This window comes from Parafilimonas sp. (genome assembly GCF_051953455.1).
Taxonomy (GTDB): Bacteria; Bacteroidota; Bacteroidia; order Chitinophagales; family Chitinophagaceae; genus Parafilimonas.
Window position 1 is genome coordinate 111447 of sequence record NZ_JBQCIT010000036.1, and the last position, 21876, is coordinate 133322.

A 21876-nucleotide genomic window follows, 5' to 3' on the forward strand; every position below is an offset into this window, starting at 1 on the left:
AAGCATACTGATACTACTTCGCTTCTCCGGGAAAAATTAAATTAGCAATAGTAGTAATGCTCTTTTTTTAAGAGCTTCAATGTAATAATATCTTTTAGCGTTCCCCAATAATTGCTCCCCCAATTAAATGAAAACCCTACTTTTGATGCCTTTGTATGATAGCATTTGTAAACGGAAATTTTGTAACCAAACTGCCCTCCCAGGTAATTGTTGATGTAAACGGTGTTGGCTACGATTTGCAGATAAGCCTGAACACCTATTCGGCTATTGCCAACAAGGAAAGCGGGAAGCTGTTCACTTACCTGCACATTACAGAGTCGGCGCATACATTATATGGCTTTAATGATGTGGAAGAGAAAGAGCTTTTTTTACAGCTCATAAGCATTTCCGGCGTGGGTGCTTCCACGGCAAGAATGATGCTGAGCGGGCTAAAGCCGGAGGAGATCATCAGGTCTATAGCAAACGGCAATACCAAACAACTGGAAAGCATTAAAGGCATTGGCAAAAAAACAGCCGAACGCATTGTATTGGAACTGAAAGATAAATTAAACCGCCTGCAAACCAATTTGCCCCAGTCTGCGTATTCATTTAATACGGTTGAGTCTGATGCCCTGAATGCACTTGTAGCTTTAGGAATTCAAAAAAATATTGCTGAAACAGCCATAAAAAAAGTACTTTCATCCGCCAATAACCTTTCAGTGGAAAACATTATTAAACTTGCACTAAAAAACTTATAGCTTATTGAGCAATTTTACCTAACCAGGCTACATAGAAATTGACAAAACTTCGCATTGCTGATAAACTCTTACTGATAACGCTTCTGGTGTTTTGCCTTTGCAGTACAGTTATTGCACAGGTTAAAGACACCACGGGTTATTCACTGCACGACAGCCTGCATTATCCTTTGCAGGACAGGCGCGGAGACAGGATTTCGTTGGATTATGCCAACCCATTCGATATAAGGGACACTTCTTTTATTAAACAAAATATTGAATACGACCCCATTACTAATCAATATTATGTAACAGAAAAAATTGGTGATATTATTTACCGCAAACCCACTTACCTCACTTTTGATGAAATGTACCGCCTGCAAAGCCGGAAGCAGGAGAATGATTATTTTAACCAGCGCGGCCAGGCATTGCTCGATCTTAACCGTAAAATTTCACGCCCAGCACCCCACGTTTATGACAGGCTTTTCGACAGGATGTTTGGCCTTGGCCCCAACGGGCTCAGGGTGGATATAAAACCGCAGGGCACCGTTGACCTTACCATGGGTTACCAGGGCCAGGTAATTAAAAACCCAACCCTGCCGGAAAATGCCCGCCGTAACGGTGGTTTGGATTTTGACATGAACACCAACCTGAACATTAATGCCAGCATCGGCGATAAACTTAAACTACCCATCAGCTATAATACCCTTGCCAATTTTGATTATGAAAACCAGTTAAAGCTCGATTATAAAGGCATGGATGATGAAATATTAAAATCGGTGGAGGCCGGTAATATTTCATTCCAAACCAAAAGCACTTTAATGACAAGCCCGCAGAGCCTTTTTGGTATAAAAACGCAGCTTCAGTTCGGTAAATTATTTATCACTGCTGCACTTGCCAGCCAGAAATCGCAGCAGCAATCACTGGCGCTGTCAGGCGGCGGTTTAAGCCAGACAATTAAGAAGAACCTGGATGATTACGATGAAAACCGGCATTTCCTGCTGGCGCAATATTTCAGGAAAAATTATAATAATGCCATGAGCAACCTGCCGGTGGTAAACAGCCAGGTGCAGGTTATGCGCATGGAAGTTTGGGTTACCAACCGCACTGGTGCCACCACCAATACAAGAAGTATTGTTGGCTTTGCCGATTTGGGCGAAAGCGAACCCGCCAACAGTAATATTCATACCATAACCAATGATGTTTTACCTCAAAATAATACCAACGACTTATATACAACGCTGCTGGAGAATGCCAATTTCAGGGACCCTTCGCTGGTAAACAGTTTATTGATAGCAAGAGGGTTGGCGCCGGTGAATGATTTTGAAAAAACATTTGCCCGCAAACTCGACTCCACAGAATATTACTATAACCCCCAGGTTGGCTTTCTTTCATTAAATGTGCAGTTGCAGCCTGATGAAGTGCTCGGCGTAGCTTATCAATATACTTACAATGGTAAAGTTTACCAGGTAGGAGAGTTTTCACAGGATGTTACGGTTGATTCAACACAGGGCGTGCAAAAAGTGCTTTTCCTGAAACTATTAAAAGCCACATCGCAGCGCGTGAACCTGCCTATCTGGCGACTGATGATGAAGAATGTTTATTCAATTGACGTGATGGGCATGCAGCAGGGCGATTGCAAGCTAAACGTTTTATACCAGGAGCCGAGCGGCGGCTTAAAAAGGTACCTGCCGGTAAGCGATCCTGCTGTAGCTGGCCAGCCGCTTATCCAGATTCTCCGTGCAGACCGGTTAAACAACCGCAACGACCCCCAGCCGGATGGCCTGTACGATTTTGTGGACGGCTTTACGGTTATTTCACAGCAGGGTAAAATTATCTTTCCTGTTTTGGAGCCCTTCGGGCGAGACCTGGCTGACCTGGCTTTCCAGGGCGTTGACCAGGATACCGTGAAGAAGTACGTTTACTTCCAGTTATATGATTCCATAAAAGCCATTGCGCAAACTTATGCTAACCTGAACCGGTACGAATTGCAGGGAACGGTTAAAGGCAGTTCCAATACCGATATCTATCTCGGTGCCTTTAACATCCCGAGAGGTTCGGTAACCGTAACCGCCGGTGGGCAGGTATTAACAGAAAACACGGATTATATTATCGACTATAACCTTGGCACATTAAAGGTCATTAACCAGGCGATCATTAATTCCGGGGTGCCGGTAAATGTTCAATTTGAAAACAATGCCACTTTTGGTACGCAACAGCGCAGTTTTATGGGTCTCCGGCTTGATTATGTGGCCAATAAGCACCTTTCTATTGGCGGTACTTTGGAGCGACTGGCGGAAAGGCCTTATTTCACCAAGGTAAATTATGGTGAAGACCCTATCCGTAACAGCATGTATGGCGTTGATTTCAGTTACCAGAATGAACTGCCGGGATTAACAAGATTAATCAATAAACTACCTTTCTATAACTCAGATGCCACGAGTTCAATCACTGCTTATGGTGAAGCTGCCGTATTAAAACCCGGCCATCCTTCACAAATTGGCAAAGGCAGTAGTGGGCTTATTTATATTGATGATTTTGAAGGCGCCACCAGCAGCGTTGACCTTCGTTATCCGTTTATTGCATGGACATTGGCTTCCACACCGAGCTCATTTCCCGAAAGCCAGTTGAGCAATAACCTGGATTATGGTAAGAACCGCGCCAAGCTCGCCTGGTATAATATTGAACCTATTTTGCAGGATAAATCCAGCCCTAATAATCCATTGCGCGGTAATTTGAAAGAATTAAGCGACCCGCGTGTAAGGCAGGTGTACACCAATGAATTATTTCCCAACCGCACAACCAATATTACTGATGTAATTGCTTCAACATTCGACCTGGCTTATTATCCAACCGATCGCGGCCCTTATAATTTTGCTGATGATAAAGCCAATGTTGATGCCAACGGCAAGCTGCTTAACCCGCGCCAGCGCTGGGGTGGTATTATGCGCAGCCTCGACCAGACCGATTTTGAAACCGGCAATATTGAATATATAGAATTCTGGGTACAGGACCCCTTTATTAAAGACCCTGCCAGCACCGGCGGTAAGCTATACATCAACCTCGGCAATATAAGCGAGGATGTTTTGAAAGACGGCAGGCGCTTTTATGAAAATGGCTTGCCTACACCGTCTATTCCTGCTATTGCAGATTATTCAACATGGGCCAGGACGCCGGTGAATCCCATTCAGATTACGCAGGCTTTCAGCAATGACCCCAATGACAGAAAATACCAGGATGTGGGCTTTGATGGCGAAGCAAATGATTCCGAGAGGGTGCAGCGCAGCACTTATCTTGCTAATATAGCCAGCAATTTTGGTGCAGGCTCCCGTATTTACCAGAAAGCTACATCCGACCCTGCCAACGACGATTACAAATGGTACCGCGATGCCAGCTACGATGCTGCCGGAACGGGTATTCTCGGCAGGTATAAAGACTATAATAACCCGCAGGGTAACTCCCCTATTTATACAGGCACATCACAGTTTTCCCCGGCGGCCACTTTATACCCGGATAATGAAGACCTGAACAGGGATAATACGCTGAATGAAACGGAAGAATATTATGAATACGAGGTGGATCTGAAACCGGGCATGGCGGTAGGCACCACCAAATATGTTACCGATAAAAAAACAGTAAATCCGCGTTTGGCCGATGGTTCTTCTGCGCCGGAAGACTGGTATTTATTCCGCGTGCCGGTAAAAGATTTTACCAATAAAGTAGGCCAGATACCGGATTTTAAATCTATCCGCTTTATGCGCATGTACCTTTCCGGTTTTGAAGATTCCGTTGTACTGCGTTTTGCCACGCTGGATATGGTGCGTAATCAATGGCGCTCATTTACATACAATGTAGATACCACAGGCAGTTACACGCAAATTCCCACAAACTCTCCTACCGTTATGAATGTACTGGCCGTGAATGTGGAAGAAAACAGCAACCGGCAGCCCATACCGTATGTTATACCACCGGGTATTGAACGCGTGCAGGAATTAAGCAATAACGGCATAAATCTTTTACAGAATGAACAGGCCATGAGCCTCAAGATTAATAACCTGCAAAAAAATGATTCGAGGGCCGTATTCAAAACACTTAACCACGACCTGCGGCAATATGGGCAGATGGATATGTTTATTCACGCCGAATCCGGTTTAACGCAGCAGCCGGCATTGGCCAACGGGCAAATTGCCGCAGTAATCCGTATTGGCCAGGATTTTCTTGATAACTATTATGAAGTAAAAATTCCTTTACAAATCACATCATTTGGCAGCACAACCGCCCAGCAGATATGGCCCGATTCCAATAACCTGAAACTCATTTTGAACGACCTGGTCCAGCTTAAAATAAGAAGGAACGCAGCCTCTAATAACATCACCCAATATTATTCTGAGCAAGTTGGTTCAAGAAGGTATGGTATTAAAGGAAACCCCAACCTTGGAGAAGTAGAAGGCATTTTAATTGCTATTGAAAATGAAACCACCAACACCATCAGCACGGAAGTTTGGCTGAATGAATTAAGGCTCTCCAAAATTGATGAAAAAGGTGGTTACGCCGCATTGGGCAGGGTAGATATGCAACTGGCCGACCTGGGTACGCTGTCGCTTTCAGCCAATACTTATTCTTATGGTTTTGGAGGTATTGACCAGCAGGTAAACCAGCGGGCCCGCGATAACATGTTCCAGTACGATGCGGCCCTGAATATTGATGCGGGCAAACTATTGCCGCAATCGGTTGGTTTATCAATACCTGTTTATGCAAGCATCAATAAAACTATTTTAACGCCGGAATACGACCCTTACGATCTTGATATTCTTTATAAAGACAAGCTGAGAATGGCCGGCAACAGAAGGGATTCCATAAGAAAAGCCGCGGCTGATATTACCACCATTAAAACCATCAACTTTACCAATGTGCGGTTTGCGCAGCGCGGAACAACAACGAAGCTGTGGAGCCCAAGCAATTTTGATTTCAGTTATTCCTATACCGAATATGACCAGACCAATCCAACCATATTACTCAACAATATAAAAACCTACCGTGCAGGCGTTGGATATACGTTTACCAATGCTTCAACGTTCAAAGAGCCTTTTAAAAATCTTATTAAAAATAAAAGCGCATGGCTGGCGCCTGTAAAAGATTTCAACTTTAATTATATACCATCTTTATTAAGTGTGCGCTACGACATTAACCGGCAGTTTGGCATGTATGTGCCACGCATTGTGAACACCTACGATTCCAAGGTTGAAAGGGTAGATACCACGTACGATAAGTATTTCACGTTTGACAGGTATTACAACCTGCGCTGGGATTTTACGCGCAGCCTCAACCTTGATTTTTCAGCCACGGCTTTTGCCCGCGTTGACGAACCTTTTGGAAGGCTTGATACAAAAGCGAAAAAAGATACGGTGCGTCAAAACTTTTTTCATGCAGGCAGAAATACGCTGTACCAGCAGCGGGCAACGTTAAGTTATAATATTCCTTTTGCCAAGCTTCCGCTTACCGACTGGATCAATGGCCGTTACAGTTATGCAACTACCTATAACTGGATAGGCGCCAGCTTACTGGCAACCAGCCTGGGCAATACCATAGAAAACTCGCAGCAAAACAGCCTGACGGCGGAGTTTGATTTAACGCGGCTCTATTCCAAATCGAAATTTCTTACCGCTGTAAGCCAGACGGATGACAATACAGATACGGAAGCCAACCCCAACGACAGTATCCAACCTCCAAAACCAAGGGCGGAAGTGATAACGGATTCTTCCGGCAATAAATTAAGAGGCGCTGAAAAAAGGCATGCCTTGCAGAAATGGCGCCAGCAAAAAAGAGATTACCGTAAACAGCAGCGGAAGAACAGGCAAACTACAGGACCAAACGGCGCCGTAAAAGCTGTAGGCCACCTGGTAACTATGGTTAAACACGCCTCCGTAAATTATAATGAAAATTATAACAGCCGCGTGCCGGGCATAACAAGCGGAACGGGATATTTGGGACAGGACCAAAAAGCCAGCCAGCCGGGTTACGCCTATATTTTTGGCAAGCAGCCGGATACGAGCTGGCTGAATAAAAAAGCAAGAGAAGGTGTAATTACAAAAGATACATTATTCAACCTGTTGTATATGCAGGACTACCAGCAGCAACTAATTTTTTCGGCGCAACTTGAGCCTTTGAGGGAATTTAATATCGACCTGAATATTCAAAAAACATTCTCAAAAAATTATTCCGAATTATTTAAAAATCTACCCACCGTGGCAGGCGGCGAAGAATTTAATCATTTAAGCCCGCTGGCAGGTGGCGGATTCTCTGTTTCCTATATCAGCTTCCAGACATTATTTAAGAAATCTGATCCGAATCAAATATCCAACACGTTTAAAAAGTTCCAGGATAACCGTTTGATAGTAGCCAACAGGCTTGCCAAAGCAAATCCATACTGGAACCAGGCCCCGACTTACCAGGCTGACGGTTTCCCTACCGGTTATGGCCGTTATCAGCAGGATGTTTTATTGCCATCATTTATTGCAGCTTATACAGGCAAGGATGCCGGTTCGGTTTCATTGATCAATGAAAACAATTCAACCATAAAATCAAACCCGTTCAGCGGTGTGCATGCATTGCCTAACTGGCGCGTAACCTATACCGGGTTAACGAGGATTCCATCGCTTGCCAATACGTTCAACAATATCACGCTCACACACGGTTATACCAGCACCTTCAGCATGAACAGCTTTACCAGCGCATTATTGTATTATGACCCGCTGCATCTTGGCCAGCCTGCTTTCAAAGACACTGTTTCCGGAAACTACATTCCCTATTTCCTTATTCCCAATTTGACAATACAGGAACAGTTTGCACCATTAATAGGTTTTGATATCACCACCAATGAGCAAACGTCATTAAGATTTGAATATGCAAAAAGCAGAACGCTGAGTTTGAGTTTGTATGATTACCAGTTGAGTGAAGTGAATAGCAGCTCATTTTCGTTTGGCGGCACTTTCCGGCAAAAGGGTGTGAACATGCCCTTTAAATTGCCGTTTATAAAAGCTGATCCTGATAAAACAGATCTTAATATAAGCCTTGATCTATCGTTCAGGAATGACCTGCAAACCAACAGCAGGCTGGACCAGCCGACAGCCTACAGTACCGGCGGACAAAAAACCATCAGCATACAACCTAATATTGATTATTTAATTAATAACCGTATTGACCTTAAACTGTATTTTGAACAACAGCGTATTATTCCATACATATCCACGTCGGCGCCGATTATTAATACAAGGGCCGGCATTGAAATACGCATATCAATAGCGCCAAGTAATAATAATACAGGCAATTAGAAGGTTGCTTTTAAAAAAGTTTTTATAAAAACAAATCGGGATATAAAGGACCACCGGGGTTAACGGCATACGCTGATAAATCTGTTATGTTTTCGGCTTCCAGCACTTTTTCATCAATAAAGTTATTGCCGGTGCATACCGCGGCCGCTTTGCTTACAATATAAAAAGCGGCATCAGCCACGATTTCAGGTTTGCGGCACATTTGTATCAATGCATCGCCTCCCAACAAATTCTTAACCGCAGCCGTAGCAATAGTTGTAGCCGGCCAAAGCGTATTGGACGCGATATTATACTTCCTGAATTCTGCAGCCCATCCCATTGCCAGCATTGTCATATTGTATTTGCTTATGGTGTAAGCAACATGACCGGCAAGCCATTTTTCATCAATATTCAAGGGTGGCGATAAGGTAAGTATGTGCGCATTAGTTGATTTTTTTAAATAAGGCAGGCAGTGTTTAGTTACAAGAAAAGTTCCGCGGACATTTATGTCAAACATCAGGTCAAAACGTTTTGCTTCCGTATTTTCTGTATCTGTTAATTGAATGGCCGATGCATTGTTTACAACTATATCGATACCGTTAAATGCTTTTACGGCTTCTTCAACGGCCTGCTTTATTTGCTCCTCATCACGGATGTCAACTTTTACAGGAAGGGCAAACCCGCCTGCGGCCTCAATTTCCTTTGCTGCTGTATAAATAGTGCCGCCAAGCCGGGTATCTTCTTCAACTGTTTTGGCTGCCACAATAATATTAGCACCGCTTTCAGCAAGCTTTAAGGCAATGGCTTTTCCGATGCCCCGGCTTGCGCCGGTAATGAATATGGTTTTGTTTTTGAATGATGGCATACATTTTAATTGACCATAAAAATAAAGATTTATAATTCGTAAATTAGCCGTATGGAAAGTATGTTGCACCCGCCGAGAACAGCATTGGAATTATTTAAAATACTTCCTGAAGGAACCCGTTGCCAGTTAATAGACGACCATATAATTATGTCACCCTCCCCTATTTGGAAGCACCAGGATATTGTTGGTATTATATATACCACTATCCGTAGTTACCTTAGTACGAATCCTATTGGGAAAGTATTAGGCGATGTTGATATTTATATCAACGAGAAAAATGTTTACCGCCCCGATATATTTTTTATCGCAGATGAACAAATGGATATTTTGGGTGATGATGGTTATGTACATGGCGCACCGCACCTGGTAATTGAAGTTTTATCGCCAGGCACATCAAAATATGATAAAACAAAGAAGAAAGAAGTTTATGCAGCATATGGCGTAAAGGAATACTGGCTTATTGATCCGCAAACGCTGCAATGCACCGGCTTTGTAAATGAAGGCACATCTTTTAAAGGGCTGTCATCTTCACTGGGTTCTTTTACAATTGCTTTACTTGGCATTACGGTTACCCTACAATCCTAAGAAATTTTTAACGGCCGCCTCCGCTTCGCTGCAGGCAACTTCCAGCGTATCGTTAATAATTATTTTATTGAATTGTTGTTTAAAGCTCAATTCAAACACAGCTTTATTTAAACGGGTTTGTAAACTTTCCAGGCTTTCTGTGCCGCGTGAACTTAATCGTCTTTTCAATTCTTCCACAGACGGCGGCTCAATAAAAATGGTGAGGCAATTTTCATCAAACTGCTCAAACACATGTATGGCACCTTTCACATCAATATCGAGCAACGGCACTTTATTATCCTTCCATATACGTTCCAGCTCGCTTCTGAATGTGCCGTAAAATTTTCCTTCATATACCATTTCCCATTCGAGAAAATCATCTTCCTGTATTTTCTGATGAAAGTTTTCTTCGGTAATAAAATAGTAATCAACTCCATTGGTTTCATTGCTGCGTGGTTTTCGGGTAGTGGCCGAAACTGAAAAAGCAAGCTGCGGAATTTTATCCAGCAAATATTTGGTGACTGAAGTTTTACCTGCACCTGACGGCGCTGTTATGATGATTAATTTGCCTGTGTATTCAGCCATAAAAAAAATTGGCGTGCAAAATACGCCAAACAGTTATTTTTGCAGCCCATTAATCTATAACCCTTTGGAAAATTTGACTCCGTAGCTCAGTTGGTAGAGCAGCTGACTCTTAATCAGCGGGCCCAGAGTTCGAGTCTCTGCGGGGTCACTTGAAATTAAAGGTCGCTAAACAGCGGCCTTTTTTAATTTAGCCCAAAATAGTTTCTCTTACTTTGCACAAAATTTTTTATATATGAAGCGATTAGGCACACTTATTCTTTCTGCTGGCATCGTTACCCTCACAAATACAGCCATGGCACAAACTACATCAAAGAATTTTAAGTTTATTAATCCTGCCAATATGGATATGCAGGAAAAGCCAGGCGATAATTTTTTTCTTTATGCAAATGGAAGCTGGATAAAAAATAACCCGGTACCTTCTTCCAAAACACGCTGGGGCAGTTTTGATGAATTACGGCAAACAAGCTTAGACAGGCTGAAACTCCTTTGCGAAGAAGCGGCTAAAAATACTTCTAAAAATGATTTATACCAGCGTGTGGGTGACCTTTATGCCGCCGCAATGGATAGCGCCGCTATTGAAAAAGCGGGTTATGCACCTATAAAATCTGAATTGGAAAGATTGAATGGATTGTCAGCACAGGAACAGGTGCTAAATGAAATTGCCACATTGCGCACAAAGGGTGTTGGTGGTTTATTATATGGCTTTTCTGTTGGCCAGGATGATAAAAATGTGAATGAATATATTCCTGAATTACGACAGGGCGGTACTTCTTTGCCAGACCGTGATTACTATTTAAAAGATGATGCCCGCAGCCGGAATATCCGTAATGAATATGTAAAATACATAACAGATATGTTTAAGCTGGTGGGCGATGATGAAGCCACTGCCAGACAAAAAGCCCAATATATTTTAAACCTTGAAACGGCATTGGCAAAGGCACAGTTAAGCCGCGTTGAAATGAGAGACCCCATCAAAACATATAACAAATTTTCTGTTGATGATTTCAGCAAATTAACCCCGGGGCTGGATTGGAAAAACTTGTTTGGTTCAATGAAAGTATCAAACGCTGACAGCCTGCTTTGCAACAATCCAACTTTCTTTAAAACCATTAATTCTTTATTAACCGCTGTGCCTGTTAATGTTTGGAAAGCTTACCTGCAATGGGGTGTTATTAAAAATTCAGCAGCGTATTTAAGCAGCGATTTTGTAAACAGGCAGTTTCAGTTCAGCCAGGTACTAACAGGCCAAAAAGAAATTACCCCGCGCTGGCAACGCATGAGTGCGTTGGTTGACCGCAATCTTGGCGAATTACTCGGCCAATTATATGTGCAGCAATATTTTAATGATGCCGCCAAACAGCGTATGCTTGCGCTGGTAAAAAATGTGCAGCAAACTTTTGCAGACAGGATTAACCGGCTCGACTGGATGAGTGACAGCACAAAACAACAGGCCATTATAAAATTAACTGCCATCGTTAATAAAATTGGCTTTCCTGATAAATGGGAAACCTATCCCGGCATTGTTATAAACAGGAACGATCTTATCGGCAGCCTGCGCAGTATTGATGAATGGTCATATAACGATAATGTTGGCCGTATGGGTAAACCGGTTGATAAAACAAAATGGGGCATGACGCCGCCAACTATCAACGCTTATTATAACCCGTCCAATAATGAAATTGCTTTTCCCGCAGGCATTTTACAGTTCCCGTTCTTTGATGAAAAAGCCGATGATGCGGTAAATTATGGCGGCATTGCTGCTGTTATTGGCCATGAATTAACGCATGGTTTTGATGACCAGGGCAGGCAATATGCTGCAGATGGTAATTTAAAAGACTGGTGGACGGCTGATGATGCAACAAAATTTACAGCACGTGCAGATAAAGTTGTTGCCCAATACAATGCTTTTACGGTGAATGACAGCCTTCACGTAAACGGCAAACTTACCCTGGGTGAAAATCTTGCAGACCTTGGCGGGCTTAATATTGCTTATGAAGCTTTCAAAAAAACAGAAGAAGGCAAGAGCAATAAAAAGATTGATGGCTTTACACCCGATCAGCGCTTCTTCTTAAGCTGGGCACAGGTTTGGCGATTAAATATCTTACCTGATTTTGCTGCACAACTTATATTAACCGATCCGCATTCACCGGGCATGTACCGCTGCAACGGGCCGGTTAGCAACATAGACGCATGGTACGCAGCTTTCGATGTGAAACCCGGAGATAAAATGTATAAGCCGGAAAACGAAAGAATCAAAGTGTGGTAACACTGATAAAAAAAAGCAGCCTAGCGCTGCTTTTTTTATCAATAAATATTAGCCCGGATAGTCAAGAAAAATTATTTTTAACTATCCAAAATCATATTATAAACCAGCAAAAAAATATCTTCATTGCATGTTACAAACAAATGAAAAATTCATATAAAAAATAAAATTGCACTCATGAAAAACATTCTCATCCCAACTGATTTTTCCGATGCCTCGTATCACACCATATCTTATGGAATCGCGTTGTCAAAAACATTAAATGCCGAAAAGATTATCATATACAATGCCTATCAGCCTTATATTTCAGAAGACCCGGAATTCAAGCCGGTCCTGTTAAATGAAATAGATATGTATAAAGAAGTGAGTGAGCAGGCCATGCAAAAAATAAAGGATACATTCCAGGAAAAAATTGATCCGGCTGCCCAATTAATATGTGAGGTAGATTATAACGTGGTTGAAAGTGGTATTATAGAGGCAAGCGAAAAATATAATGCCGATCTTATTGTTATGAATGTAAGCTCAACGGGCGCACTGGAAAACCTTTTATTTGGCAGCACTGCAGTAAGCTTATCAAAACACAGTAAAATACCGGTGCTCATTGTTCCGGCTGAAGCAAAATTTACAAAGCTGGATAAAATATTACTGGCCATTGATCTTAAAAGCACAAAAACCACTACGCCTGTCAATCACATCAAAAAGATACTGGACGTTACCAATGCGAAATTAGATGCACTGCATGTTTTAGTTCATGAAAAGGATACGGATAACGTTAAAGAAGAAGACATTGAATTTTTAAAGACAAATTTCGCCGGCTATGACACACAATATTATATTGAGCAGGCGCATAGCCTCACAGAAGGCATAAATGATTTTGCAGACAAACATCAATCAGATGTAATCATAATGATACCCAAAAAGCGCGGATGGCTGGAAAGTATTTTCAGGCGAAGTGAAAGCAAAACCATAGCATTTCACAGTCATATTCCTGTACTGGCAATCCGTGAATGATTATCAACGCCATTAAATGCCGGAAATATTAAACGATATAAAGCTGAAAGACAGGTTAGAGGCCATAAAACACTTTTATAACAGCGGAGTCACGAAAGCTTATTCATTCAGAAAACAACAGCTATTAAAGCTGAAAAAAGCTATTCTTGAATACGAGAAAGAATTATATAAGTGCTTATATATTGATCTTAAAAAAAACAAAGAAGAAACCTGGGTTACAGAAACGGGTTTTGTAATAGCAGAAATAAATGCCGCACTAAAAAACCTGCATAAATGGATGCGCAAAGAAAAAGTATCAACCAACCTTGTTAACCTGCCATCAGCCAGTTATATTATTCCCGAACCGCTGGGAGTTGTATTAATCATCGGCCCGTGGAATTATCCTTTGCAACTTTTATTTGCACCGCTTGTGGGTGCAATTGCCGCAGGCAATTGTATTGTATTAAAACCAAGTGAGCTGGCGCCTGCAACAGCAGCAGTTATGAAAAAAATAATTGAAACCTGTTTCTCTTCTGAATACGTTTTTTACATAGAAGGCGACGGCTCCATTGTGGTGCCCCAATTAATGCAGGAATTTATATTTGATCATGTTTTTTTTACAGGCAGTACAATTACAGGCAAAGCAGTTTATAAACTTGCTGCTGAAAATTTAGTGCCTGTAACGTTGGAACTTGGCGGCAAATCGCCCTGTATTATTGAAAGCGACGCAGACATAAAAGTTTCTGCTAAACGCATTGCAGTTACAAAATTCTCCAATGCGGGGCAAATGTGCGTAGTGCCTGATTATTTATTGCTGCACGAAAGTATTAAAGAGTTTTTTTTAAAAACGCTTATTAACACGATTGAGCAATTTTATACAAAAGACGCATTGGGGAGCGAAGATTATGGAAAGATCATCAATGAAAAACAGTTTAACCGTTTAATAAAATACCTGGAAGAAGGAAAAATTATTTATGGCGGGAAATACAATAAAGAAAATCTATTTATTCAACCAACTATTATAGAACACATCAATGTTAATGATACTTTAATGAAGGATGAGATATTCGGGCCGGTACTTCCTGTTATTACTTTCAGCAATAATGAAGAAGCAAAATCCATTATTCAAAACAATCCAAACCCGCTGGCTTTTTACGTATTCACATCGTCTAAGCAAAAAGAAAATTACTGGCTTGAAAACATTGCATTTGGCGGCGGTTGTATTAACAATGCAAGCTGGCACTTAACCAACCACAACCTGCCTTTTGGCGGCAGGGGCAAAAGCGGTATGGGGAAATATCATGGCAAATATTCTTTTGAAACTTTCAGCCATTTTAAAGCTGTAATGAAAACGCCAACCTGGTTCGACCCTTCATTGCGATACCCGCCTTTTAAAGGCAAACTGAATTTGTTTAAAAAAATAATCCGCTGATTATAACTTCTTAATAAAATCGCTTAGTACTTCTTTGTATTGTCCGGTATCTATTTCAGGCAGCGTATAGTTAAATGAAACTGCTTTTTTAAGCTGCCTTTCAAAATCATCTTCCTGGTTAAAAGTATAACACCAGTTTTGAGCAGATAAATGTTGTGCAAGATACTCCTGCTCGGTTTGACCGGGCGTGGGAATAAAAACCGCTTTCTTTTGAAGCGATAAAACTTCCATCACTGTTGTATAACCGCAGCGGCTTATTACAAACTCACTGTGTGCAATAGCATCCTGCATTTCTTTAGTGTTTAAATGATTGAAGACGGTGCAATTGGGTGATATAAATTTCTTTTCGTTTTCGCCGGGTAATCCGCGGATGATAATAAATTTATCAGGTATTCCGGCTGCCAGTTCAAAAATTTTGTTTTCGAAAATAGACCGTTGCGGTTCAGGCCCGGAGATAATCACAATCCACTTATAGCTTATTGTTGCTGCATCTATCTTTTTTAATCTTGAAAGCGGGCCAATATATTTTGAAGGAATAGCGGGTAATCCTTGCGGATGAGAGAGCGCACCTGCAATATTTAACTTTTCATTTAAATCAGGTATCCAACATTCGGTAAAACGGTTAATGAAGCGGTAATTATAACGCTGCAGTATGCTGTCAAGCCATGCGATGTTTGTTTGAATACATAGCTGATGGGTTATAAAAACACTGGTTGTTATGGTTGTATAAAATCCATAACGGTTATCTGAGATAACAGCATCAAAGCCGTATTTGTCCTGCACTTTTTGTAACCAATTATGTTCAAACCTTATTGTTTTCAGAATTTTAGGGATTTGCAGTAAAATTTTGAAGGCTAAATAACGTTTGTTTTTTGAATAGGAAATTTCATACCCGGGCAGGTGTAAAAATGTAATGCAGGGGAATTCGTTCTCTAATAATTTTTTGATTTTTCCTGATGCAGCAACAGTAACAGCACAGCCAAGTTGCTGCAAAAATTGAATGAGAACAATGCACCTGGTTGCATGGCCAAGGCCCCAATCGAGCGGCGCAATTAAAATTTTTTTTATGTGCAGATCTTTGTTCAAAAAAAAATTGTTGGTTTGCTTAAAAACTGTGTAATTTAGAAATTGCAAAATAATGAAGAGGGAATATAAACTGGGATTTTTTGTTATGATGCTAACGATATTGTTTGCTTTATCTTGCAGCCCAAGCAACCGTACCAAATGTGGTTGTCCTCCCGTAAGACGAAGTGTTGGGTAAAAAAATTTTAAAATGTAAACTCAGGTAAACTATGAACCCCCGCAATAGAGACCTGCTAGTACTTACAAAAAAAGAAAAATTAAATCAGCAAGAGCTTGAGCAGGAAATTGCGCTTTTGAATGATTTATTTTTCCGGGTAGAAAGCTCGGAGGCTTATTATATTGCTAATGAAGTGATCGATGTAAATCGTTATAAACTGATTACAAAGCTTCATAAGGTGAAGCAAATTTTAAAGGAGCATAAGCATAAGCCTTTTGTATTTATCAGCAATAAAAATTAGGATCTAATCCTTTTCAACAAATCTATTCCAGCCTTTGCAGCGCTTGTTTTAATTCAGCCAAAAAAGGTTCTATATCATCTATTTTGCAGGTGCCGATGCTTAACCTGTACCAGGGGGAATTGGCAGCCGCTCCAAAAGCATAAAACGGAACCACGGCAAGTTTGGCTTTGCCTAATAAATACTCCGTTACGTCTGCCTGTGTTTCCAAAACACCTTCGGTTGTTTTTCTGCCTGCAAGATCAAATTTTACCGTTAAATAGATGGCGGCCTGCGGCGCTATAACATCCACATTAAAGCCTTCATTTTTCAAAGCCATTAATCCTTCATAAATCTTTCGAAGCCTTAATTCCAGTTGTGTTTTAAAGCTGCTGAAATGTTGCTGTACCAGGTTTTTCTGTGGCAAATATTTCGCTGTGGCGTGTTGTTCAGCCATAGGCGCCCAGGCGCCTATGTGACTTAAAAAGGCTTTCATTTTAGCAAGCACAGCAACAGGGCCAAAAGCCCAACCTACACGAACGCCTGTGGCTGCAAAAGCTTTTGAAATACCATCGATAAAAATGGTGTAGTCCCGCATCTCGGGGTGCAACGTTACCGGGTTATAATGTTTAATATCGCCGTAGGTAAGTGTCCAGTACATCTGGTCAAACATTAAATACAGTTTCTTTTCACCAGCTCCCCTCCTTTTGTTTTCATCAATAATAAGCCGGCATATTGCTGAGAGCGATTCTTTTGTAAGCGTGGTACCGGTTGGATTTTGGGGCGTACATAAACACACCAGCGCAGCATCTCTTATATGCGGAGCTATGTCTTCGGCAGTGGGCATAAAATTATTTTCCGGCGTTGCTTCAATTACACAATGCCTGCCTTTATGCAGGTTAGTATAATGATTATTGTTCCAGGAAGGCGCAGCATAAATAACCTTGTCTCCCTCATCAACCACTGTTTTAAATGCAGTATAGATTAATGGCCTGCCACCGGAAGCAATCAATATTTCAGAAGCTGCATAATCAAGCTGTTCCCTTTCTTTCAGAAAAACAGAAACCGCTTCACGCAATTCAATAATGCCGTCTGCCGGGGGATAATTGGTATGATGATTTTTATACGATTCTATAATAAGATCTTCCAGCGGCTTAGGTATGGGAAAAACGGCCGGATCAAAATCGCCTATTGTAAAATTGAAAATTTTTTCTCCCCTGCGTTTGCGTTCATTTATTTCATTTCCGAGGCGCACAATTTCACTGCCTATCATATTTTCTGCAAGCCTGCTTAATTTTTCCATTATGCAAAAATAAGGTTTGAAAAAAAAGTGGCCTGCATAAGTCCATTAACACATTTTAAAACGAGTAAGGGTTAATTATTTAAACACGCTTTGATATAGCGGGCTAAGTATTATTTACTACGAATAACTTATTTATCAATCAGCGGCTGCTTATCTTTTGCTGCCATTTTTTGTTTGAACTGTTCTATAGCGCTTTTACTGAACTCACTTAAAATAAGCCTTCCGCTGATGGCAGCGCGTTCATGCAAAAACTCATCCCAATGGTCTGTGCCTTTCCAAAAATCTTTTTTCAGTACCGCTACAGCCTCCGGATTAGCATGTGTAAGAAAGGTAGACAGTTTTAATACAGCTTCATCCAGGCTTGCAATATCAGGATGCAGTTCTGCATATAAGTTTCTTCGTTTTGCCCAATCGCAACTGCGCCAGGAGATGGCATCAATGGCTAATTGGCTAAAAGCCGAAATATTAATTTTACGTTCAATAACGGGCCCCACTACAAACGGACCAATACCAATTGCAAGCTCGCTTAATTTTACATCGGCGCCCGAAACGGCAATAGCATAATCGCAGGCAGCCACGAGGCCAACGCCCCCGCCGATGCATTTGCCGTGAACCCTTGCAATAACTATTTTAGGGCATTTGCGCATGGCATTAATAATATTAGCAAAGCCGCTGAAAAAATGAGCACCCTCAGCCTCTGTTTTAATGGCGGCAAGCTCATCAAAAGAAGCGCCTGAACAAAATAAATTACTGCCGGCGCTGCGTATTACAATCACTTTACAGTCATCATCGTGGCCTGCAATATGAATGGATTTGGCAAGTTCATCTAATATTTTATACGGCAACGAATTTCCCCGCGGATGAAAAAATTCTATGGTTGTAACGCCCTGGTGTGTTTCGGTTTTTACATAACCTTCCTGTATTTCGTGTATCATAATGGCAACATTTAGAGTAGTAAAATAAGAAAAATACCGTATACAAAATGTTATACTGCAAGATGACACGTAACCACCACACTTTATCTTCAACAAAAAAGCTGCAAAAATTTTGCAGCTTTTTTTATTTAAATAAATATGGTGACTTTATATCGCATCAGACAAGGAGCTGAAGGTAAAGTCTCTTATTTTCATTGGCGGTATTAAAGCATGAATACCGGATTCGCCACTTACCGCTCTTTCGGGAATGCCCAGCGCTTCTATATTATTCAGCATAATAACAGGGCTTTCGTTAAACCTGAAATTTTTTACAGGATATTTTATTTGCCCGTTTTCAATATAAAAAGTACCGTCTCTGGTGAGCCCGGTTTGCAATACGGTCTGCGGATCTACTTCGCGTATATACCAAAGCCTTGTAACCAGTATACCTTTTTCTGTGCTTTTTATTAAATCTTCCAGCGATTGTGTGCCGCCTTCCATTACAATCGCATCAGGCTGTGGCACTGCTTTAACGCCTTGTTTCTGCGCCCAGTAACGTGAATAAAACAGGTTTTTCATTACACCTTTATCTATCCAGGTCACTTTTTCCTGCGGCCTGCCATCGCCCGCCCAGGTGCTTGTGGGAAGATCAGGATTCCACGGATCTGAATAAATGGTTACGCGCTCATCCACCAGCTTTTCGCCCAGCCTCGTGCCGCCGCCTGCCTTGCTCATAAAACTCCTGCCTTCATCGGCACTTCTTCCATCCATATTAAAAAACATGGTTTCGAGCAAAACAATAGCAGCCGTTGGTTCCAGGATCACCGTATATTTTCCCGGTTCCAGTGCCTTTGCATCAACAGAACCTGCGGCTTTTTTTGCAGCTATGGTGGTAAGGTTTTTTACATCCAGTTTTGAAACATCATTATAACCTTTGGAAGCATAGCCGGAACCCTTGCCGTCCTGCGTACGTAAGGTGAGATTGAAATTTATATTGGTAGCCGTGTTATATGCAAACAATCCTTTTGAATTCATCATAGCAGAATAGCCTGCGCTATTTTCCAGGAAACCTGCAGCAATTAAATTGTTGTCTTTTGAAATCTGCAGGCTTTGCGCAACCGCATCCGTTCTGAACTTTGGATCGATGGCAGCTGTTGCTTCTACATATGTTTTGGAAGGTGCCGCATATTGTTGCGGCCCAAGAATAGAAACATATTCAGGATTTTCGGGCGCAAGCTGTGCCAGCTCTTCAGAGCGCCTTACCACTTTTTCAAGCGATGCATCATCAAACTCATTAATGGTAGCCACACCAAGTTTTTTTCCGTAAGCTGAACTTACTACAAGTGTGCTTTGCGTAACGCCGCCGCTTGTTGATACAGCATTACGGGCATAGCGTATATTACCGCCATCGCTGCTGCCAATATTCACTTCACACTCGTCAGCCTTTGAATAGCTTAATACTTTTTGCAAAAGTGTTTTTGCTTCCTGTTCTGTAAGTATTGCCATATTAAATTATTTTGTCCCTTTCCTTAAGGGAGTTGAAATACTATAAAATTTTCGTGCGGGGATATATATTGATTTGTTTATTGAATTACTGATCGTCCCTCACATATCAACTTATTCACTAATCAACTTATCAACTAATTCCCGCTATATTTTTCTTGCGGTGTTAATGACATTTACACCATTAAACCTTGCAGTGGAAGCACCATGCGAAACAGCGCTTGACTGTGATGGCTGGCCTTTTCCATCAAAGAAAGATCCGCCGAGGCGATAATCTTTTTCATCAGCTACGGCAACACAGGAATTCCAGAATTCCTGTGTGTTACTCTGGTAGGCTACATCCTTCAGCATGCCTGCAATTTTTCCATCTTTTATTTCATAAAATAACTGGCCGCCAAACTGGAAATTATAACGCTGCTGATCAATAGAAAATGAACCGTCGCCGATAATGTAAATACCTTTCTCTACATTCTTTATCATGTCTGCAACAGCCAGCGGCGTTTTACCTGGAGCCAGCGACACGTTCGGCATACGCTGAAACTGAACAGAACTCCAGTTGTCTGCATAACAGCAACCCTGCGATGCATTCAATCCAAGTATATGCGCCTGGTCGCGTATGGTTTGATAATTTACAAGTATGCCTTCTTTTATCAAATCCCATCTTTGCGTGGCAACGCCTTCATCATCATAACCAACAGCACCAAGCGAACCGGGCTGCTTTTTATCGGCAAAAATGTTTACGTTGTTGCTGCCGAATTTAAAGTTCTTCGATTGCCACTTATCCAGTGTGAGAAAGCTGGTGCCGGCAAAGTTGGCTTCATAGCCCAACACGCGGTCAAGCTCTGTAGGATGTCCGACAGATTCATGGATAGTTAACCATAAATGCGAAGGATCGAGAATAAGGTCATATTTACCTGCCTCAACTGATTTGGCTTTTAGTTTTTCGCCGGCCTGCTGACCGCCAAGCTTCGCATCTTCAATCATATCATACCTGTTGCGGTATAATGTGGTTTGACTGCTGATTTTTTCCGCTGCTGACGGCACCACATATTCATAACCCATACCCCGCGGCGCACTTAATGCATTGCGTGTTTCAAACTTGCCTGTTGCCGCATCAATCTTTGTAATAAAAAATGTTGGCCATATACGGTGAATATCCTGGTCGATATAACTGCCATCTGTTGATGCAAAATATTTTTGTTCATTCACCAAAAACAAAATAGAGTTGATGTAGTTAGCGCCGGCCTGCATTGCCGCTGAGTTCACGCCCATTAACAGGTCAACCTTTTCTTTTACCGGCACTTCAAATGCATTTTTTTCAATCGGTGTTTTCCAGCTTACCTCGCCATAACCTTTTTGCGGCGCAAGCTGCACCGGCTCGGTAAGTAACCTTGCATTTTCTTTTGCAATGGCCACTGCCAGCTCCGCTGTTTTAGCAATGCTGTCTTTATCCATATTATCCGTAGCAGCAAAGCCCCAGCTTCCATTGGCAATTACGCGAACACCAATGCCATATGATTCCGTGTTTACGATATTCTGCACTTTGTCTTCACGGGTTACTACAAACTGGTTAAGATAGCGGCCAATGCGCACATCTGTGTAGGTGGCGCCCTTGGTACGTGCTGCATTCAGAGCAACGTCAGCCAGTTGTTTTTTAAGTGCTGTATCACCGGGATCCCATGGCCGGTCAAGTGGTACAGCATTACCGATTATCGGGATATTGGCAAGCATGGAAGCACCAATACCCATTCCGGCTACCTGTAAAAAATTTCTACGTTTCAAATGGAATTATTTTGAGGTGAAAAATCTTTATGTCTCTTTAGCTGTAAGTTTTAATAATAGCAAGATAAGGCAGGCGATGTATATATCATTAAAGTTTTTTGATGAAAGGTTGCTGACTTATTTTTTGGGCTAAAG

Annotated in this window: 14 protein-coding genes and 1 tRNA gene; 8 read left to right on the forward strand and 7 right to left on the reverse strand. The window is 41.7% G+C overall.

Annotated features, from left to right (window positions below):
- Positions 1-155 precede the first annotated feature (155 nt).
- On the forward strand, positions 156-737 hold the full coding sequence (gene ruvA, locus ACTHN6_RS14565) for a Holliday junction branch migration protein RuvA (RefSeq protein ID WP_440436497.1): 582 nt from the start codon (positions 156-158) through the stop codon (positions 735-737).
- 38 nt (positions 738-775) lie between these two features.
- Positions 776-8044 carry a T9SS outer membrane translocon Sov/SprA gene (sprA, locus tag ACTHN6_RS14570; protein ID WP_440436498.1) on the forward strand — a complete coding sequence of 2423 codons (7269 nt, stop codon included), beginning with the start codon at positions 776-778 and terminating at the stop codon, positions 8042-8044.
- Positions 8045-8066: 22 nt separating this feature from the next.
- Here sprA and ACTHN6_RS14575 read toward each other — a convergent pair whose 3' ends face one another.
- Positions 8067-8888: an SDR family oxidoreductase gene (locus tag ACTHN6_RS14575; RefSeq protein ID WP_440436499.1), complete on the reverse strand. Its 822-nt coding sequence runs from the start codon at positions 8886-8888 to the stop codon at positions 8067-8069.
- 51 nt (positions 8889-8939) lie between these two features.
- Here ACTHN6_RS14575 and ACTHN6_RS14580 point away from each other — a divergent pair, with 51 nt between their 5' ends.
- Positions 8940-9473, forward strand: a complete 534-nt coding sequence (locus ACTHN6_RS14580) for a Uma2 family endonuclease (protein ID WP_440436500.1) — start codon at positions 8940-8942, stop codon at positions 9471-9473.
- Here ACTHN6_RS14580 and gmk read toward each other — a convergent pair.
- The gene (gene gmk, locus ACTHN6_RS14585; RefSeq protein WP_440436501.1) at positions 9462-10037 is read right to left on the reverse strand and encodes a guanylate kinase; all 576 of its coding nucleotides are present in this window, start codon (positions 10035-10037) and stop codon (positions 9462-9464) included. The two genes, ACTHN6_RS14580 and gmk, sit on opposite strands and share 12 nt — an antisense overlap.
- A gap of 75 nt (positions 10038-10112) precedes the next feature.
- Here gmk and ACTHN6_RS14590 point away from each other — a divergent pair.
- The 4 genes from ACTHN6_RS14590 (at position 10113) to ACTHN6_RS14605 (ending at position 14722) form a co-directional block, all read left to right on the forward strand.
- Positions 10113-10185: transfer RNA gene (locus tag ACTHN6_RS14590), tRNA-Lys, on the forward strand.
- A gap of 84 nt (positions 10186-10269) precedes the next feature.
- Positions 10270-12303 (forward strand): M13 family metallopeptidase, encoded by a 2034-nt coding sequence (locus ACTHN6_RS14595; RefSeq protein WP_440436502.1) that lies wholly within the window; start codon positions 10270-10272, stop codon positions 12301-12303.
- Between the two features lie 174 nt (positions 12304-12477).
- A complete protein-coding gene (locus tag ACTHN6_RS14600) occupies positions 12478-13311 on the forward strand; it encodes a universal stress protein (protein WP_440436503.1) in 834 nt (277 codons plus the stop codon).
- A 16-nt stretch (positions 13312-13327) separates the two neighbouring features.
- Entirely contained in the window at positions 13328-14722 is a 1395-nt protein-coding gene (locus ACTHN6_RS14605; RefSeq protein WP_440436504.1) for an aldehyde dehydrogenase, read from the forward strand.
- Here the strand turns inward: ACTHN6_RS14605 and ACTHN6_RS14610 are convergent, their stop codons facing one another.
- Positions 14723-15808, reverse strand: a complete 1086-nt coding sequence (locus ACTHN6_RS14610) for a glycosyltransferase (RefSeq protein WP_440436505.1) — start codon at positions 15806-15808, stop codon at positions 14723-14725.
- A 206-nt stretch (positions 15809-16014) separates the two neighbouring features.
- Between ACTHN6_RS14610 and ACTHN6_RS14615 the strand changes: the two genes are divergently transcribed.
- On the forward strand, positions 16015-16263 hold the full coding sequence (locus ACTHN6_RS14615) for a hypothetical protein (protein WP_440436506.1): 249 nt from the start codon (positions 16015-16017) through the stop codon (positions 16261-16263).
- Between the two features lie 22 nt (positions 16264-16285).
- Here the strand turns inward: ACTHN6_RS14615 and ACTHN6_RS14620 are convergent, their stop codons facing one another.
- The 4 genes from ACTHN6_RS14620 to ACTHN6_RS14635 form a co-directional block, all read right to left on the reverse strand.
- On the reverse strand, positions 16286-17542 hold the full coding sequence (locus tag ACTHN6_RS14620) for a pyridoxal phosphate-dependent aminotransferase (RefSeq protein ID WP_440436507.1): 1257 nt from the start codon (positions 17540-17542) through the stop codon (positions 16286-16288).
- A gap of 128 nt (positions 17543-17670) precedes the next feature.
- On the reverse strand, positions 17671-18477 hold the full coding sequence (locus tag ACTHN6_RS14625; protein ID WP_440436508.1) for an enoyl-CoA hydratase/isomerase family protein: 807 nt from the start codon (positions 18475-18477) through the stop codon (positions 17671-17673).
- Positions 18478-18624: 147 nt separating this feature from the next.
- Positions 18625-19962 carry a TldD/PmbA family protein gene (locus ACTHN6_RS14630; protein WP_440436509.1) on the reverse strand — a complete coding sequence of 446 codons (1338 nt, stop codon included), beginning with the start codon at positions 19960-19962 and terminating at the stop codon, positions 18625-18627.
- 144 nt (positions 19963-20106) lie between these two features.
- Positions 20107-21741: a TldD/PmbA family protein gene (locus ACTHN6_RS14635; RefSeq protein WP_440436510.1), complete on the reverse strand. Its 1635-nt coding sequence runs from the start codon at positions 21739-21741 to the stop codon at positions 20107-20109.
- Positions 21742-21876: the final 135 nt, after the last annotated feature.

Excerpts from the sequence above, each read along its gene's own strand:
- ruvA (WP_440436497.1), top strand. The coding sequence starts at position 156 with ATGATAGCATTTGTAAACGGAAATTTTGTAACCAAACTGCCCTCCCAG.
- ACTHN6_RS14575 (WP_440436499.1), bottom strand. The coding sequence starts at position 8,888 with ATGCCATCATTCAAAAACAAAACCATATTCATTACCGGCGCAAGCCGG.
- ACTHN6_RS14580 (WP_440436500.1), top strand. The coding sequence starts at position 8,940 with ATGGAAAGTATGTTGCACCCGCCGAGAACAGCATTGGAATTATTTAAA.
- gmk (WP_440436501.1), bottom strand. The coding sequence starts at position 10,037 with ATGGCTGAATACACAGGCAAATTAATCATCATAACAGCGCCGTCAGGT.
- ACTHN6_RS14595 (WP_440436502.1), top strand. The coding sequence starts at position 10,270 with ATGAAGCGATTAGGCACACTTATTCTTTCTGCTGGCATCGTTACCCTC.
- ACTHN6_RS14600 (WP_440436503.1), top strand. The coding sequence starts at position 12,478 with ATGAAAAACATTCTCATCCCAACTGATTTTTCCGATGCCTCGTATCAC.
- ACTHN6_RS14605 (WP_440436504.1), top strand. The coding sequence starts at position 13,328 with ATGCCGGAAATATTAAACGATATAAAGCTGAAAGACAGGTTAGAGGCC.
- ACTHN6_RS14615 (WP_440436506.1), top strand. The coding sequence starts at position 16,015 with ATGAACCCCCGCAATAGAGACCTGCTAGTACTTACAAAAAAAGAAAAA.
- ACTHN6_RS14620 (WP_440436507.1), bottom strand. The coding sequence starts at position 17,542 with ATGGAAAAATTAAGCAGGCTTGCAGAAAATATGATAGGCAGTGAAATT.
- ACTHN6_RS14625 (WP_440436508.1), bottom strand. The coding sequence starts at position 18,477 with ATGATACACGAAATACAGGAAGGTTATGTAAAAACCGAAACACACCAG.
- ACTHN6_RS14630 (WP_440436509.1), bottom strand. The coding sequence starts at position 19,962 with ATGGCAATACTTACAGAACAGGAAGCAAAAACACTTTTGCAAAAAGTA.